Here is a 15569-nt window from a genome sequence, read left to right as displayed (position 1 = left end):
AGGAACCCACATGGAACAATCGCTTTTTCATGACAAATACCCGGTTTTCTCGAAAACCATTGCCAAGTCCGACACCCAATATCAAAGTGTCGATGCCATTTTGAATTATTTGGAAGATTGTATTAACGGCAATGAAAAAGCGGTGTACATCGCTCGTTTCGACCATGCCGCCCACACTAAAAACATCAACGGTGAAGTGGCGCCGGATATTTTGGAAGCCAAGCACATCATTTTTTGCTTTGGGATGAAATTGCCGGTGCCTCAGGCCATGGCGGTTCGCCCTCGCTCCATCGGGGTGACCGACATGGGTGAGAATTTCGTGGTGAGTTTCATGGAAGCGCCGAACCCACAAGCTCAGGAATGGATGACCGAATGGGTGGAAGCGATTTAACGCTGCCTACCATTCATCACAACAAAAAAAGGGGCTTTTATTAGCCCCTTTTTTATGTCGAATGCTTTAACTGCAATCAGTGGATTTCGTTCAATCCGACTTTCAGCAAACCAATGTGACTGGCATAGTTCACCAGTTCCGCCGAAGCCGTCATTCCGAGTTTCGTCATGATGTTCTCGCGGTGTTTGGACACGGTACGGTCACTGATTTCCAACATTTCCGCGATGTCTTTGGTTTTGTAACCTTCAGCCACCAACTTAATCACCTGCTTCTCTCGCACCGACAATTTTTTCGGGCGCTTCGGCTTGTCGTCCAACTCGCCTTCATCGGTTTGCTGAGCCGCCAATTCGGCTTTGTATTCTTCCAGGCCTGGTTGAATATCGGAATGGACAAAGGTTTCACCGGCCACGACATCTTTAATGCCGCCAATCAGTTCCTCCTTGGACACCGATTTCAAAGCAATCCCTTCCACGCCCAAATCCAACACTTCTTTCCAGACATTCGGCGCTTCCGCCGCCGTCAGAACGATGACCTTGATATCGTATTTCTTCTTTTTCAGATGCGTAATCACCGCCATACCGCTCAGTTTCGGCATCGACAGGTCGATAATCAGAATGTCCGGCTGTTTTTCGTCAATCAAAGCAAGTGCGGTTTCACCATCTTGGGCTTCGGCCACCACTTTGACCGTACCATCAGAATCCAGGATGGATTTGAACCCGGCACGTACCAAATCGTGATCTTCTGCCAAGAGAACTTTAGGTTTTGCTTTTGCCATGCGAAAATCCTTCTGTAGTTTTGGGAGTAAAAGTTCGTAGTAAAAGTTCTTTATTTGGGGTCATTATAGACCGTTTCAAAAAAATTTCATTGAAAAATTACCCCAATTGCCGTAATTGATTTTCCAATTGAACCAGCCGTGCTTCAACATCTTCACGGTTTTGATAGGAGGCCATCCGTTCCATCTCTCGCACCGCTTCGAGCAGTTCGCCCACATTAAACAGCATCAGATTCCCTTTCATCCGATGCAATACCTTGCGAATCGCCGCCTCATCCACTTCATATAACAGTTTACGGACCTCGGCGATTTCCTGATGTGTGTTTTCCAGTAACTGCGGTACCAAATGCTGCAAATGCTCCGGTATTTGCGAAGCCAAAGACTCCGTCTCCTGCAACCCATTTGTCGAAGCCATTTCTTTCGGCTCCGGCTCGGCCGCCGGATGCTCCTTGCAGTGCAACAAATGGATGATCTTATCCTGTGAAATGGGTTTTTCCACCCATTCGTCAAACATGCTTTGGTCGATTTCAATTCCCATTTGTTCGACTTCGTTGACGGTATGGGCCGCGGTCAACGCAAAAACCCCCTGCAAACCAGTTTTCGCCTCGGCCGGCAGTTCACGAATCTTCTGACACACTTCCGCCCCGCTCATGCCCGGCATCTGGATATCCAGAAACACGAAGTCATAAGGCTTTTGTTGGAATTTCGCCCAGGCCTGGTTGCCGTCATGGGCTTGGTCGACCCGGCAGCCCAGCTGCTCCAAAAAGGTTTCCAGCACTTTTTGATTGATTTTGGAATCATCGGCAATCAACACATCGAAATCACACTGAAAATTGTCGCTCAGCGCCAGCTCGGAACAGGTGTCACATTCATCGCCTCTTGCCAATTCCGTCGTCGGGCAGGATTTGACTTCCATCGGCAAGTTCACGGTAAACAAGCTGCCAACCCCTTTGGTGGACTCGACATACGTCCGACCACCCATCAAATCCACCAGCGTCTTCACAATCGCCAACCCCAACCCGGAGCCGACATAACGCGGCCCGGAATCGGAATCCAACTGTTTAAACGGTTTGAAAATATTTTTCAGGTCCTTCTCATCCATCCCCACACCGGAATCGGATACCTGAATTTCCAACTCATTGTCCAGTTCGCGAATTTCGACAAACACCCCGCCGATGTCGGTGAACTTGATGGCATTAACAATCAGGTTCACCAGAATCTGAGACACCCGCACCAAATCCCCGTAAAAACAGTTGTTACGACTGCTGATGGCGAACGAAACGAAAATGCCTTTCTCCGACGCGATGGACTTGGTCAAGTGACTGACGTACTCCCCGAGTTGGTCCAGCTCGAAAACCGTCGGCTTCAATTGAATCGAGCCGAATTCGGTCTGGGCGAACGTCAAAATATCATTGATGAGAAAATTGAGCTGCTCGATGGTCAAACGCATGGTTTTCAAGTCGTCGGAGGCGTCTTCATTGGCAAGTTGCTTTTTCTTGACCACCGACACCAAGCTGTTCATGCCCATCAGCGGCGAGCGCAACTCATGGCTGAGCATCGCCAAAAACTGGGTTTGGTCGTCGTATTGCTGCTGCAAAATCTGGGCTTCTTTTTTCGCCATCTCTTCTTTGGCGCGAAGCTGCTCAATCATCAGGCGACTGTGGGATTCAATCAACTGCTCTTCCAGCGCATACATTTCCGAGACTTCGACACAGGTCGAATACAGTACGCGGCAGTCACCCGGCCCTTGGTTTGCCAAATGAAGTTTATTAATCAACCAGGTGATTTTTTCACCCACTTTAAAGCCGACCAAAAAACGCTCATCCACTTCCGGCCGCGCCATAAACTCACGGGACTTATACTCCAACAAATGAGCACTTTCCGGCATCAGGTAAGATAGAAACGTGGCATAATCGAGAATCTCCGCCCCGACCATTTCCTGCAAGGCGGGCGAGGCTTTAAATTGAACCCCGTCTCCTTCCTGGGTCAGACACCACCAAAGGGTTTTATTGAGCAGCATTTCGCCCAGAAAATTTTTATCCAAATCCATTCACGACACTTTCTATAATTTTTGAGATGAATACGATAGAATAGCAACAAATTTAACCAGATACCAGCAAAGGGCGCCAAAGCGCCCCAGCCCCCGAAAATAGGCCAAAGACGCTTCCTATGACACAAAACTATCGCATTGAAAAAGACAGTATGGGAACCTTGGAAGTTCCCGAATCCGCCCTTTACGGCGCCCAAACCCAAAGAGCCATCGACAACTTCCCGATCAGCGGCCAACCGATGCCCGCCAGCTTCATTCAAGCCCTGGCTTACGTCAAGTTCGCCTGCTCGGAAAGCAACCTCGAACTGGGCTTGATTTCAGACGAAAAAGCCAGCGCCATCCAAGCGGCGGCCAAAGAAATCATTCAAGGCAAACATCTGGAACACTTCCCGATCGATGTGTTCCAGACCGGTTCCGGCACCAGCACCAACATGAACATGAATGAAGTGATTGCCACCCTGGCCAAGCAATTGACCGGCGTCGACATTCACCCGAACGACGACGTCAACATGAGCCAAAGTTCCAACGACGTCATCCCGACCAGCATTCACGTCGCGGCCGCCATTGCCCTCGAAGAGCAATTATTGCCAGGCCTGGAAGAATTGGTTCAGGCGCTGGAAGCCAAAGAACAGGAATTGGCCGGTGTCGTCAAAACCGGACGCACCCACTTGATGGATGCCACGCCGATTCGATTCGACCAGGAAGTTTCCGCCTGGCGCCACCTGATTTTGGACAACATCGAACGTTTGAAGCACACTCAAAGCCGCTTACACCGTTTACCGCAAGGCGGCACGGCCGTCGGCACCGGCATTAACGCCGACCCGGAATTCAGTCGCTTGGTGAGCGCCAACCTGTCCACCATCACCGCCGTGCATTTCGAACCGATGGAAAATCTGTTCGTCGGCCTCAGCTCGCAAGACACCGCCGTGGAACTCAGCGGACAACTGAACGTGCTGGCCACCAGCCTGATGAAAATCGCCAATGATCTGCGCTGGATGAACTCCGGCCCCTTGGCAGGCCTGGGCGAAATTCAACTGCCGGCCCTGCAACCGGGCAGCTCCATCATGCCCGGCAAGGTCAACCCGGTTATTCCGGAGGCGGTTTGCATGGTCGCGGCGCAAATCATGGGCAACCACACCGCCATCACCGTGGGCGGACAAGCCGGCAATTTCCAACTGAACGTCATGTTGCCGATGATTGCTCGCAACCTGCTGGAAAGCATTGAAATTGCCGCCAATGCCGGTAACGTCCTGGCGGAAAAAGCCATTGCCGGCTTTACCGTCAACCCGCAAAACATTCAAGAAGCCTTGGAAGTCAATCCGATTCTGGTCACCGCTTTGAACCGCGTTGTCGGTTACGAGACCGGGGCCGCCATCGCGAAAAAAGCCTACGAAACAGGACAACCTGTTTTGGACGTGGCCAAATCCATGACGGAGCTCGACGAAGAGACTCTGCGCAAGTACCTGAACCCCGCCCTGCTCACGCAAGGCGGCAATCCCAATCCGGATGCTTAATCCGTTCAATCAACCAGCTCAAGGAGACTAGAATGGCTGTAACCAACCTGAAAATCGAAGACTTTGAATCCACTATCGAAAACAATGACATCGTCATTCTGGACTTCTGGGCAGAATGGTGTGGCCCGTGTAAGCAGTTTTCACCGATTTTCGAAGCCGTATCCGAAAAACACCCTGACATCGTTTTTGCCAAGGTCAACGTTGAAGAACAACAGGAACTGGCCGGGATGTTCCAAGTGCGTTCCATTCCAACGCTGGTGTTCATGCGTGAAAAAATCGTCGTTTTCTCCAACCCGGGCATGATTCCGGAAAGCAACCTAGAAGAAGGCATCCAACAATTGTGCGATTTGGACATGGAAAAAGTCCGTCAGGATTTGGAAAAAGCCCAGCAGGAAAATTCTTAAATTTCCATCCGCGCAATTTGTGCTAAATTAAACGAAATGTTCTGAACAACCCAAACACCTTATAAGACAAGGAGGCCTTCATGGCGGATAAGACATTTCGTTTGGTTACACGCAGTGATTTCGACGGTTTGGTGTGTGCCGTCCTACTCAAAGAACTCGATTTGATTGATGATATTTTGTTCGTCCATCCCAAGGACATGCAGGATGGTAAGATTGAAATCACCGAGAACGACATCACCACCAACCTTCCCTATGTCAAAGGCTGTCATCTAGCGTTTGACCATCATTTAAGTGAAAGCGTCCGCAACGCCCAGACCGACAACCATATCATCGACGCCAGTGCGCCTTCCGCGGCACGCGTAGTGTACGATTATTATGGCGGTAAAAAGGCCTTTCCGCGTGTCTCCGACGACATTATGGAGGCCGTCGACAAAAGCGATGCCGCGCAATTCAGCCGCGAAGAAGTTCTCAACCCGACCGGCTGGCCGCTTTTGAACTATTTAATGGATGCCCGTACCGGGCTGGGCCGTTTCCGAGATTTCCGCATTTCCAACTATCAGTTGATGATGGAATTGATTGATTACTGTCGTGACCATACCATTGAGGAAATTCTGAATTTGCCGGATGTCAAAGAGCGCGTTGACCTCTACTTTGAGCACGAATCGCAAGCCAAGGAACAGATCCAGCGTTGTTCAACCGTTCATGACAACTTGGTGGTCTTGGATTTACGCAATGAAGACATTATTCATCCCACCAACCGTTTTATGATTTACGCTCTCTATCCACAGTGTAATATTTCGATTCACATACTTTGGGGATTTCAAAAACAAAATACGGTATTCGCCATCGGCAAATCGATTCTGGACCGCAGTTCCAAAACCAATGTGGGAGAATTATGTCTGAAATACAATGGCGGCGGTCACCGGGCAGCCGGCACCTGTCAGGTCGACAGCGATCAGGCCGGAATCGTATTGGATGAATTGATCAGCGCCATCAACCAGGACGGTTAAACATAAATTTCCAGCGGCGGGGATTCCGACAACCGCCGCACAATATCCGACAGTGTGACAATCCCGCGAATCGACTCGGCGTCGGACATAATGACAATACACCCTAGATTGTATTCGCTCATCACTTGTGCCACGCGTCGAATATCCGTCTCGGCCTTGGTGGTCACCACCTGCTCGGTCATGACTTCCGTCACCAGTCCCTCGCCGCCAATATCCAACTGGCCGTTATCGCCCACCACGGCACGCATCAAAATATCATGACTGGAGACCAGCCCGACCAATTCGCCGACCTCATCCACCACCGGCAAATGGTGCACGTGCGACTCGACCATTTTTTGCCAGGCCTGCCCCAAAGAAGTCTCTTCACCAATCGTAATCACCGGTTGCGTCATGATTTCATAGACCTTCACCACCAGTTTTCGTTCGTGCTTGCTTTGAATCGACTGGTATTCCTTGACCGCCGGTTGGGTCTTTTCATGCACCTGAGCCATCGCCTCTTCGAAGTGCATCTGATCCATTTCCGATTGGCCGACCGGATTGACACGTTTGGTCTGCGCCACTTTCAACTGCGGCGCTAATTCTCCGGGTTGAATGCGGTTGCGTCCTTCGGGTGTATAGACGATAAACATAGCCGGATTTCCTTTTAAAAGACTTTAATACAGTAGTTATCGACCTTGTTTTTAAAAGGATTAAACAAATCTTACCCAAACGATTCAAAACAAGCCGAATGCCAAAACAGACGTTTCGATTGTAAAGCAGTTTTCAAGCCGTCACAAATTGACTATACTATTTGCACTTCAAAATTGAAACTTTAAAAAGGACACTCAAACATGTCAGTACTCGTTACAAAACAAGCGCCCGATTTCACAGCTGCTGCGGTTTTGGCCGACGGCACCATCGTTGACGACTTCAATCTGAAAAGTCACATCGAAGGCAAATACGCCGTGGTTTTCTTCTACCCGCTGGATTTCACTTTTGTTTGTCCATCCGAAATCCTGGCTTTCGACCACCGTGTTGAAAAATTCAAAGAACTGGGCACGGAAGTCATCGGTGTTTCCATCGACTCGCAATTCACGCACAACGCCTGGCGTAACACGCCGGTGAACGAAGGTGGCCTAGGGCCGGTGAAATTCCCATTGGTTGCCGATGTAGGCGGTTCCATCATGGACGCTTACGGTATCGTTCACCCAGGCAATGTCGCCCTTCGCGGTGCTTTCCTGATCGACAAAGACGGCGTCGTGCGTCACCAAGTGGTCAACGACCTGCCATTGGGCCGTAACGTTGACGAAATGGTTCGTATGGTTGAAGCCCTGCAATTCCACGAAGAACACGGTGAAGTTTGCCCAGCCGGTTGGAACAAAGGCGACGATGGCATGAAAGATTCACCGGAAGGTGTGGCGGATTACCTGTCCAAGCACGGTGAAGAACTGTAATCGATTTCAATACGGAATCTGAAAAGGCTGCTTCGAGCAGCCTTTTTTCTTTCTGCCGACTGATATTCAATATTGACCAGGCCTGGGAGATCACTTGAAAACCACGCTGATTGCCTACCAAGAACGCATCCATCAAAAACTGTCCGTTTTTCTAGAGCGGCCCCGTCAGACACCACCGCGTCTGCTGGAAGCCATCCAATACGCTACCTTAAACCAAGGTAAACGTATTCGTCCGGCGTTGCTGTATGCCGTCGGCGAAAGCCTCGACACACCGATTGAACGGCTGGATGCCTGTGCCTGTGCTTTGGAACTGATTCATTGCTACTCATTGGTACACGACGACTTGCCCGCTATGGACGACGATGACCTCCGCCGTGGGAAACCGACTTGCCACATCCAGTACGATGAAGCCACCGCCATCCTGGTTGGCGATGCACAACAATCCCTCGCCTACGAAGCCATCTTGACCGACAATCACCTGCCGGCGACGGCACAAGTGGAAGCTTTACGTCTTCTCGCGCATGCCGCGGGGCCGGAAGGCATGATCGGCGGACAGGTACTGGATATTGAATCGACCGGACACGCCATTTCACTGGAGACGTTACAGCGCCTTCACGAAATGAAAACCGGCGCGTTGATTCAAACGGCTTTGTTGATGGGCGCCGTGGCCTCTCCACGCTATGAAGCCATTCGACCAGGCCTGGCCGATTTAGGTCAAAAGATCGGTTTGGCCTTCCAGGTACAGGATGACATTCTCGACATCGAAAGCACCACCGAACAGCTCGGAAAACCGCAAGGCAGCGACGAAGCGCAAGCCAAATCGACCTATCCCAAATTAATGGGATTGAACGACGCCAAAGCTTTCCGGGACAGCTTGATCCAAGAAGCCCAAAACCGACTGGCGCAACTGCAGATCGACAGCCCGTTTCTGGAAAACCTGATTCGATACATCGCCGACCGCGATCATTGAATCGACTCGGAACCGGTTGCAAATTTCCTTATCTTAAACGGAAATTTGCTATAATTGTCCGCAACTTACAACACTGGATTCAATTCCCGATATGGCACAACAATTCGTACTCAAAACCCTTCTTGACTTCGCTGCGGCCCATAGTCTGAAAAACTATCCTGGGGATTGCGCGAAGCTGCACGGCCATAACTGGAAAATCGAAGTGCAGGTACAGGGATCGAAATTGAACGAAATCGGCATGCTGGTGGATTTCAAGGAAATCAAAAAGCATGCAAAACAAGTCGTCGCCGAACTGGATCATACGTTTTTGAACGACCACCCTTACTTCAAGGAATTGAACCCGACGGCCGAAAACATCGCCGTGTTTCTATACCGCGAAATCGAATCCCGCATTCAATCCGACACGGTGACCATGCACAGCTTGACGGTCTGGGAAAACGACCGCAACTGCGTCATCTACAGCGAAAACGACTAAGCCTCCGTTTTTTGACGAAGGTCAATTCGGAAAGCTTTCAATTAAAAAATTTTTACCCTATACTGATTCTTAAAGAGAACTGAAAACTGGACACGTAAAAATGATTAACAGTAAATTGAAAGGCGATACGCTTTGGGTCTATGTCGGCGACAAGTTCACCATCGACTCTTTTGCGGAATTTCAGGCGGCTTATTGCGAAAACGAATTCAAAGACATCGTCATCGACTTCAGCCAAACGTCGCAAATCGACAGCGGTGGTCTCGGCATGTTGTTGCAGCTTCGCACCCACTTGGGAGAAGAGGCCAACCGCATCACACTTTCCGGTTTATCAGACCATATTTTGAAAGTCTTTGAAGTCGTCAACTTCGAAAAACTTTTCAAAATGGCTTAATCCCAACGAATGCTGGCAATCCACCCGGTAGAATATGTTGTATTTGCCACCGTCCTCGGGTTGATTGTCGGAAGCTTTCTTTCCATGCTCACGTGGCGCTGGCCGCGCATCTTGCATTTAACGGCTTCAGAACAACTCAGACGACTTTCATTCAGCCGCTCGGCCTGCCCCAAATGCAATACCCCTTTACCCTGGTATCGCTTAATTCCCCTTTTCAGTTGGCTGTGGGGCCGCGGCAAGTGCCATCATTGTAATGCGCCCATTGCCTGGCGCTATCCCGCCATAGAACTAGTCACTGCGCTGCTTTCCGCCGTATGGGTCTATCACACCGGCGTGAGCTGGCTAGCACTTTACGGCCTAATTTTCCTATGGATGCTCTTGGCCATCGCCATTATCGACATCGAGCACCAACTGATTCTCGACGCCCTCAGCTTACCGCTTTTATGGCTGGGATTGATACTCAACACCCAACAGCTGTTCACAACCCCCGAACAAGCAATTCTGGGCGCCGCCACTGGCTATCTGGTTTTATGGACGATTTTCCAAACCTTCAAATGGTTGACTGGAAAAGAAGGCATGGGCTACGGAGATTTCAAGTTATTGGCGGCGCTTGGTGCTTGGTTCGGCGTTTTGGCGATTCCGCAAATCATTCTGATTGCCTCCATCAGCAGCCTGATCGTAGGACTGTTATTGGTGGCACTGAAACAACGTCGGTTTGATAGCCCACTCCCGTTCGGGCCATTTCTGGCACTGGGCGGCTGGGTCAGCTTAATGTTTGGAAACGAGTTGATTCAACAACTCTAAACAGACGGGCAAAACGAGGAAACGGGGATTAGGACCCCAATTCGGACTCCATTGAATCACAGACTTCGGACATTTTCAGGTCGTTCGACTTCACGAAGTTCATCACATAATCGAACATCGCCGGATCTTTGGTCTGCAACTCGGTATCGATAATCAGACACTTTTGCCCTTTATACAACTCCGGATGAAGTAGCTCAGAAAATACCAGGCGATGCGAAGAACCATAGGATGCCATCATCGATGCGATGCGATCAATCCAATCACTGGGACGAAATTTTCGGCCTTCGTTGGTATAGCCTTCAATAATGTATTTACAATGCACTGCTGTCTCTTCCAAAAAGTTCCGAATATCAGGACTTGAGATGTTCAATTTATTAACGGGGAATTCTAGCATAACTCATTCGAATAACCACCCTTAAACCCATTAAATCCTGCAGAAATTCATAAAAAATAACTATCGAATCCATTGCCGTTTCCGAAGACCGATTTTTAGCCAACTTTTTCATCCCAAAAATGGCATAATATGCAGTTTTTACGGTTAATGAATTTGACACCCAGAGAAGCACGATGACACAGTATCAGACCGACGATTTACGCATAAAAACGATCACTGAAGTTCGACCACCGCAAGTTCTGCACGAACTGTTTCCCCTTTCGGAAACGGCGTCGAAAACAGTGTACGAAACCCGTCAGCAGATTCACAACATTCTGACCGGTGAAGACGATCGTCTGTTGGTCATCATCGGGCCTTGTTCCATTCATGACACCAAAGCCGCGCGCGAATACGCTGAGCGTCTGAAAACACAGATTGCTCACTACGAGAAAGATTTGTTGATTGTCATGCGTGTTTACTTCGAAAAACCGCGCACGACGGTTGGCTGGAAAGGGCTGATCAATGACCCGCATCTCAATGAATCGTTTGAGATCAACAAAGGATTGGAAGAAGCCCGTTCCCTGCTGGTGGACATCAACGACATGGGCGTGCCTTGCGCGACTGAATTCCTGGACTTGATTTCACCGCAATACGTTGCCGATTTGGTGTCTTGGGGCGCCATCGGTGCTCGCACCACTGAAAGTCAGGGGCACCGTGAATTGGCTTCAGGGCTTTCCTGCCCAATCGGTTTCAAGAACGGAACCGACGGTGGCTTTAAAATTGCCGTGGACGCCATTCGCGCGGCCAACAACCCGCACATTTTCTTATCCTTGACGAAAATGGGCCATTCCGCCATTTTCTCCACCACCGGCAACCCGGATTGTCACGTCATCCTGCGCGGTGGGAACGACGGCCCGAACTACGATGAAGACAGCGTCAACCAAGCCGTATCCGAATTGGAAAAAGCGGGTGTTCAGAAAAAGTTGATGATTGACTGCAGCCATGCCAACAGCAGCAAACAACATGAAAGACAGCTTATCGTTGCACAATCAATCCGAGAGCAGCTCAGTAAAGGAGCCGACCACATCATGGGCGCCATGGTGGAAAGTCATTTGATTGAAGGTCGCCAAGACGTGATTTCCGGTCAACCTCTAACCTACGGTCAAAGCATCACCGATGCCTGCATCAGCTGGGAATCCAGCTTGACCCTGCTCGAAGACCTGGCCACCGGAGTACGCGCCCGCCGCGCTTCAAAATAACCCCTTCTCTTCTTTGCCTTCCTGCACTCAGTAAATGAGCGCAGGCATTGGCTTTTAGATTTCATCCCGCTGTCACATTCCCTTTATATACTGAAACCGTTATTTCCATAGCAGGTATTCAAGGCGATATGAAGTTTTTCAATTACATTTCCATCAATCTACGACTGTTCATCAACACGCTGTTATCCATCGGATTCATGTCTGCTATCGCCTATATCGGCTGGCAATCGCTCTCGGACGTGCAAACCAAAGCCGACGCGCTCTCCGGGTTGCAGAAAGAACAAACCAGTCGCATCGCCAATTTACAGCAATCGCTGATTCTGACCACGCAATTGTCGAACGAATACATTTTGACGCGCAGCCAAGCCTCCAACCAGAAGTTCAACCAAGCCATCGATGAACTCAAGGTGCAAACCGAACAGATGCTAAACGTACTGACGTCTCCCAAAAACCAGGAAGTGATTCATACCATTGAAACGGTGCTGCGACAATATAAGAAAGTCACCAATTCCAACGTCTTCCTGAAAAACGAAATCAACAATACCTTGGAATATGGCATTGCACCAACCGCCGAAACCATGGAAAACACACTCAAAACCCTAAGCGACAGTCCTGAGATTCAAGACTCGGAGGCCTTGCTATCCGCCGTCAAGAACCTGCAAAAACGCCTGGCCGACTCGCAATTGATGCTCGGCAAACTTATCTCGACCAAAGACACTAGCCTGAACCAACTGTTTGACCAAAAAGGCCTGGGAGACGACGCCGATAACGACTTGAGCGTATTAAACGATGAATTGGGTTCCAATTTTGCCTGGATGGACACTCTATCCGAATTAAGTAATGCACGAGATGGCTTTCAGGAATCCTTCGGAGACATTAAAGATTACCTGAACACGGAGACTGAAAACAACAACTCCCTGATTGCCCTGATCAACCAGGCCAATCAGCAAATTAATTTCCTTTCCACCGAATCTCAGCAAACCACTTCCGGCCTGATTCAGGAACTGAACCAACTGTCCAATGAACAAATCTACCGCTTAGGGCTGCTCAGCCTGATTGGTTTGATTTTGATTCTCTTATTGAATCTGCTGGTCGTCAGCTCCATCACCGGCCCGTTGCATCGCATGAAGAAAACCATCGCCCGCATTGCTCAGAGCGGTGAACTGGCGCAATGGAAAACCCTCAAAGGCAAAAACGAACTGGTGGATATGAGCAACAGCATCAACGACCTGATCGGTTCTTTCCGTCACATTACCGGTGAGCTGCAACAGGTCGGCACTGCCTTGTCCCACGGCCAATTCAATCGACACGTCGAAAAAGAATACGCCGGCGACTTACTCAGCCTGAAAGAAAACTTCAACGACTCCGTCAGCCAGATTTCCCACACCATGTCCTCCATTCAAAACATGAGTGAAGCCATCCAACAAGGCAACTTGACCTTCAGCGAATCGGCCGATCAATATCAGGGCGCGTATCGTAAAGTGGTCGAAAGTCTGAACGATGCCATGGCCACTCAACGTCAAGCCATCGAATCGGTCAAGGACGTCATGCTGATGATGAACAAAGGCGATTTCTCAAAACGCATCGAACTGGATATGCCGGGCGATTTAACGCAACTGAAAACCTATTTGAACAACTCCCTCGACAAGCTGGATGAGGCCATCACCCAAAAATCCCACACATTGGATCATTTCCGTCAAGGCAACTTCGCTTTTGAAATCCAAGGGGAGTTTGAAGGCAAATTGAAAGAACTGAAAAACAACATGCAAGACATGGCCGCCAACATCAGCGACATGCTGGCCGACGTGCAAAATGCCTCCTCCGATGCGGTGAGCGGTGTTCAGGAAATCAGCTTAGGCAATCAGGACCTCAACCAGCGCGTCAACCAACAAGCACAGGCGATTCAAAACACCATGAACCACATGCAACAGATGATCAATCAGGTCAATGAGTCCCTGTCCAATGCGTCGACGGTCAATAACCGAAGCTCCCAAGCCAAAGAGAACACCTTATCCGGTGTCAATATCGTCAACAGCATGGTTGAAGCCATTAGCGAAATCGAAGCGGCTAGCGAAGAAATCGCCAGCTTCACCCAAGTAATCGACGACATCGCTTTCCAAACCAACCTTTTGGCGTTGAATGCCGCGGTTGAAGCGGCGCGTGCCGGTGAACAAGGTCGTGGATTTGCCGTAGTGGCGACCGAAGTCCGTAATCTGGCGTCCAAGTCCGGTGACGCGGCACACAGCATTCAGGATGTGACCCAAAAAAGTTTGAAAAAGGTCAAGCAAGGCATCGAGCTCAGCGAACTTACCAAGAAAGCTTTTGAAGAAAACGCTCAGGCCATTGATGAAATTTCTTCGATGATGTCGGCCATGCACGATTCGCTAAATCACCAGTCTCACGGCATCGAGCAAGTGAACCACTCATTGTTGGAAATCAACGAAATCACGCAACAAAACGCCTCGCTGGTGGAGGAAGTGACGCACACTTCGACCAGCATCATCGACAGCGTGAAAGGCGTGGAAGAACGTTTATTGAACTTCCGGCTCAAAGCCAGCGATTCGGTCACCAGTTTGCCACCTGCCAACGAAGTGGATGAACATGAAGTCTTTGCCGAAGAACCCGTGGCGACAGATGAAGGCGTTGACGACGAAACGTTGCTGACCGACAAGACTGCTTAAGCGTCAACGATCTAAGAATTCAAACCGGATTAAAAGTGCTGAAAGCCCAAGTGTTCCAAGGTTTGGACACCTTTCGGCGCGTTTTTCAATACCGCACCCGTTCCAGCGTTAATACGACCGATTTCCGTTATCGGCAGATTTAAATACCGGGCGCGCTCTTTCAGTAGCGCTTCTTTTTCCGCAGGCACCGTAAAGCATAATTCATAATCATCCCCGCCCGTCAGCGGTAACGACCAGGCCTGGGCATTTTGTGCCAAATAACTTTGCATGGCTTGTGAATATGGAACCGCTGACACATCGACCTCACACCCACATTGCGACGCCTCCAATAGATGGGCAATGTCGGCCAATAAGCCATCGGAAACATCGATGGCACTGCTGGCCAGTTTGACCAATAAACCGCCCAATGCCACTCGCGGCTCGGGTCGATTCAATTTTTGCAAAGCACCGGCATAGGCTCCGGCATCCAAAGCTTCGTTGACGGCAATCAACCCCAAAGCGCCATCGCCGATATAGCCGGAAACGTAAAGACCGTCTCCCGGGCGCGCGCCGGAACGCCGCAAGGCCTGCCCGGCAGGCACCCAACCGTGCGCCGTGACCGTCACCGTTAGACGGTCCGACCGAGTGGTGTCCCCACCGATTAACGGAACCTGATGTGCTTCTGCCAAATCGCGCAACCCGCTTGAAAAGGTTTTTAACCAGGCCTGGTGGTTTTTCGACTCCGGCAAACTCAATGCCAATGAGAAAAAAGCCGGATGGGCGCCCATCGCGGCTAAGTCACTGAGGTTAACCGCCAAGGCCTTCCAGCCAATGTCTTCGGGCAAGGTATCCAATGGAAAATGCACCCCTTCCACCATGGTATCGGTCACCACCACCAGTTGTTGCCCCGGCGGACAGGACAAAACGGCTCCATCATCGCCAATGCCAATATCCTGCGTCGCAACCTGTGACAACGGCTGGAAAAAAGTGCGGATCAAATCAAACTCATGCGCCATGCATACTCTCTCTTTAGCGTCAGACCAAACAAAAAAGCCAGAGCAAG

16 protein-coding genes are annotated in these 15569 nt (G+C 50.0%); 11 read left to right on the top strand and 5 right to left on the bottom strand.

Annotation, left to right across the window (positions count from 1 at the left end; all coding sequences use genetic code 11):
• Nucleotides 1-10: 10 nt before the first annotated feature.
• Nucleotides 11-391 (top strand): DUF6858 family protein, encoded by a 381-nt coding sequence (locus AYJ59_RS06435; RefSeq protein WP_127119620.1) that lies wholly within the window; start codon nt 11-13, stop codon nt 389-391.
• Between the two features lie 76 nt (nt 392-467).
• Here AYJ59_RS06435 and AYJ59_RS06430 read toward each other — a convergent pair whose 3' ends face one another.
• On the bottom strand, nt 468-1166 hold the full coding sequence (locus AYJ59_RS06430) for a response regulator (RefSeq protein WP_029938273.1): 699 nt from the start codon (nt 1164-1166) through the stop codon (nt 468-470).
• Between the two features lie 97 nt (nt 1167-1263).
• Nucleotides 1264-3213: a hybrid sensor histidine kinase/response regulator gene (locus tag AYJ59_RS06425; protein WP_127119619.1), complete on the bottom strand. Its 1950-nt coding sequence runs from the start codon at nt 3211-3213 to the stop codon at nt 1264-1266.
• Nucleotides 3214-3332: 119 nt separating this feature from the next.
• Here AYJ59_RS06425 and AYJ59_RS06420 point away from each other — a divergent pair, with 119 nt between their 5' ends.
• The 3 genes from AYJ59_RS06420 (at nt 3333) to AYJ59_RS06410 (ending at nt 6141) form a co-directional block, all read left to right on the top strand.
• Nucleotides 3333-4727, top strand: a complete 1395-nt coding sequence (locus AYJ59_RS06420; protein WP_127119618.1) for a class II fumarate hydratase — start codon at nt 3333-3335, stop codon at nt 4725-4727.
• 32 nt (nt 4728-4759) lie between these two features.
• Nucleotides 4760-5131, top strand: a complete 372-nt coding sequence (gene trxA / locus AYJ59_RS06415) for a thioredoxin (RefSeq protein ID WP_029938276.1) — start codon at nt 4760-4762, stop codon at nt 5129-5131.
• Between the two features lie 80 nt (nt 5132-5211).
• Nucleotides 5212-6141: an exopolyphosphatase gene (locus AYJ59_RS06410; protein WP_029938277.1), complete on the top strand. Its 930-nt coding sequence runs from the start codon at nt 5212-5214 to the stop codon at nt 6139-6141.
• Here the strand turns inward: AYJ59_RS06410 and AYJ59_RS06405 are convergent.
• Complete coding sequence (locus AYJ59_RS06405) at nt 6138-6770, bottom strand: CBS domain-containing protein (protein ID WP_127119617.1); 633 nt, start codon at nt 6768-6770, stop codon at nt 6138-6140. The genes AYJ59_RS06410 and AYJ59_RS06405 overlap by 4 nt on opposite strands.
• Nucleotides 6771-6971: 201 nt before the next feature.
• On the opposite strand from AYJ59_RS06405, the gene AYJ59_RS06400 reads away from it, so the two are divergent.
• The 5 genes from AYJ59_RS06400 (at nt 6972) to AYJ59_RS06380 (ending at nt 10214) form a co-directional block, all read left to right on the top strand.
• Nucleotides 6972-7574 carry a peroxiredoxin gene (locus AYJ59_RS06400; RefSeq protein WP_029938279.1) on the top strand — a complete coding sequence of 201 codons (603 nt, stop codon included), beginning with the start codon at nt 6972-6974 and terminating at the stop codon, nt 7572-7574.
• Nucleotides 7575-7668: 94 nt separating this feature from the next.
• Entirely contained in the window at nt 7669-8544 is an 876-nt protein-coding gene (locus tag AYJ59_RS06395) for a polyprenyl synthetase family protein (protein ID WP_127119616.1), read from the top strand.
• A 91-nt stretch (nt 8545-8635) separates the two neighbouring features.
• The gene (gene queD, locus AYJ59_RS06390) at nt 8636-9019 is read left to right on the top strand and encodes a 6-carboxytetrahydropterin synthase QueD (protein WP_127119615.1); all 384 of its coding nucleotides are present in this window, start codon (nt 8636-8638) and stop codon (nt 9017-9019) included.
• Nucleotides 9020-9119: 100 nt separating this feature from the next.
• Entirely contained in the window at nt 9120-9410 is a 291-nt protein-coding gene (locus AYJ59_RS06385; protein ID WP_029938282.1) for an STAS domain-containing protein, read from the top strand.
• 9 nt (nt 9411-9419) lie between these two features.
• Nucleotides 9420-10214, top strand: a complete 795-nt coding sequence (locus AYJ59_RS06380; RefSeq protein WP_127119614.1) for a prepilin peptidase — start codon at nt 9420-9422, stop codon at nt 10212-10214.
• A 28-nt stretch (nt 10215-10242) separates the two neighbouring features.
• Here AYJ59_RS06380 and AYJ59_RS06375 read toward each other — a convergent pair whose 3' ends face one another.
• Nucleotides 10243-10551 (bottom strand): DUF3579 domain-containing protein, encoded by a 309-nt coding sequence (locus AYJ59_RS06375; protein ID WP_225972283.1) that lies wholly within the window; start codon nt 10549-10551, stop codon nt 10243-10245.
• Between the two features lie 230 nt (nt 10552-10781).
• Here AYJ59_RS06375 and aroG point away from each other — a divergent pair, with 230 nt between their 5' ends.
• Nucleotides 10782-11846, top strand: a complete 1065-nt coding sequence (gene aroG / locus AYJ59_RS06370; protein WP_127119613.1) for a 3-deoxy-7-phosphoheptulonate synthase AroG — start codon at nt 10782-10784, stop codon at nt 11844-11846.
• 128 nt (nt 11847-11974) lie between these two features.
• Nucleotides 11975-14527: a methyl-accepting chemotaxis protein gene (locus AYJ59_RS06365; RefSeq protein ID WP_127119612.1), complete on the top strand. Its 2553-nt coding sequence runs from the start codon at nt 11975-11977 to the stop codon at nt 14525-14527.
• 29 nt (nt 14528-14556) lie between these two features.
• Here the strand turns inward: AYJ59_RS06365 and thiL are convergent, their stop codons facing one another.
• Nucleotides 14557-15522, bottom strand: coding sequence for a thiamine-phosphate kinase (gene thiL / locus AYJ59_RS06360; protein ID WP_127119611.1), 966 nt, complete (start codon nt 15520-15522; stop codon nt 14557-14559).
• Nucleotides 15523-15569 lie beyond the last annotated feature (47 nt).

Source organism: Thiomicrospira sp. S5, from assembly GCF_003991075.1.
Taxonomy (GTDB): Bacteria; Pseudomonadota; Gammaproteobacteria; order Thiomicrospirales; family Thiomicrospiraceae; genus Hydrogenovibrio; species Hydrogenovibrio thermophilus.
The sequence above is the reverse complement of the archived record's forward strand: the minus strand, read 5'-3'. Positions and strand labels throughout refer to the sequence as shown.

Excerpts from the sequence above, each read along its gene's own strand:
- AYJ59_RS06435 (WP_127119620.1), top strand. The coding sequence starts at position 11 with ATGGAACAATCGCTTTTTCATGACAAATACCCGGTTTTCTCGAAAACC.
- AYJ59_RS06430 (WP_029938273.1), bottom strand. The coding sequence starts at position 1,166 with ATGGCAAAAGCAAAACCTAAAGTTCTCTTGGCAGAAGATCACGATTTG.
- AYJ59_RS06425 (WP_127119619.1), bottom strand. The coding sequence starts at position 3,213 with ATGGATTTGGATAAAAATTTTCTGGGCGAAATGCTGCTCAATAAAACC.
- AYJ59_RS06420 (WP_127119618.1), top strand. The coding sequence starts at position 3,333 with ATGACACAAAACTATCGCATTGAAAAAGACAGTATGGGAACCTTGGAA.
- trxA (WP_029938276.1), top strand. The coding sequence starts at position 4,760 with ATGGCTGTAACCAACCTGAAAATCGAAGACTTTGAATCCACTATCGAA.
- AYJ59_RS06410 (WP_029938277.1), top strand. The coding sequence starts at position 5,212 with ATGGCGGATAAGACATTTCGTTTGGTTACACGCAGTGATTTCGACGGT.
- AYJ59_RS06405 (WP_127119617.1), bottom strand. The coding sequence starts at position 6,770 with ATGTTTATCGTCTATACACCCGAAGGACGCAACCGCATTCAACCCGGA.
- AYJ59_RS06400 (WP_029938279.1), top strand. The coding sequence starts at position 6,972 with ATGTCAGTACTCGTTACAAAACAAGCGCCCGATTTCACAGCTGCTGCG.
- queD (WP_127119615.1), top strand. The coding sequence starts at position 8,636 with ATGGCACAACAATTCGTACTCAAAACCCTTCTTGACTTCGCTGCGGCC.
- AYJ59_RS06385 (WP_029938282.1), top strand. The coding sequence starts at position 9,120 with ATGATTAACAGTAAATTGAAAGGCGATACGCTTTGGGTCTATGTCGGC.
- AYJ59_RS06380 (WP_127119614.1), top strand. The coding sequence starts at position 9,420 with ATGCTGGCAATCCACCCGGTAGAATATGTTGTATTTGCCACCGTCCTC.
- aroG (WP_127119613.1), top strand. The coding sequence starts at position 10,782 with ATGACACAGTATCAGACCGACGATTTACGCATAAAAACGATCACTGAA.
- AYJ59_RS06365 (WP_127119612.1), top strand. The coding sequence starts at position 11,975 with ATGAAGTTTTTCAATTACATTTCCATCAATCTACGACTGTTCATCAAC.
- thiL (WP_127119611.1), bottom strand. The coding sequence starts at position 15,522 with ATGGCGCATGAGTTTGATTTGATCCGCACTTTTTTCCAGCCGTTGTCA.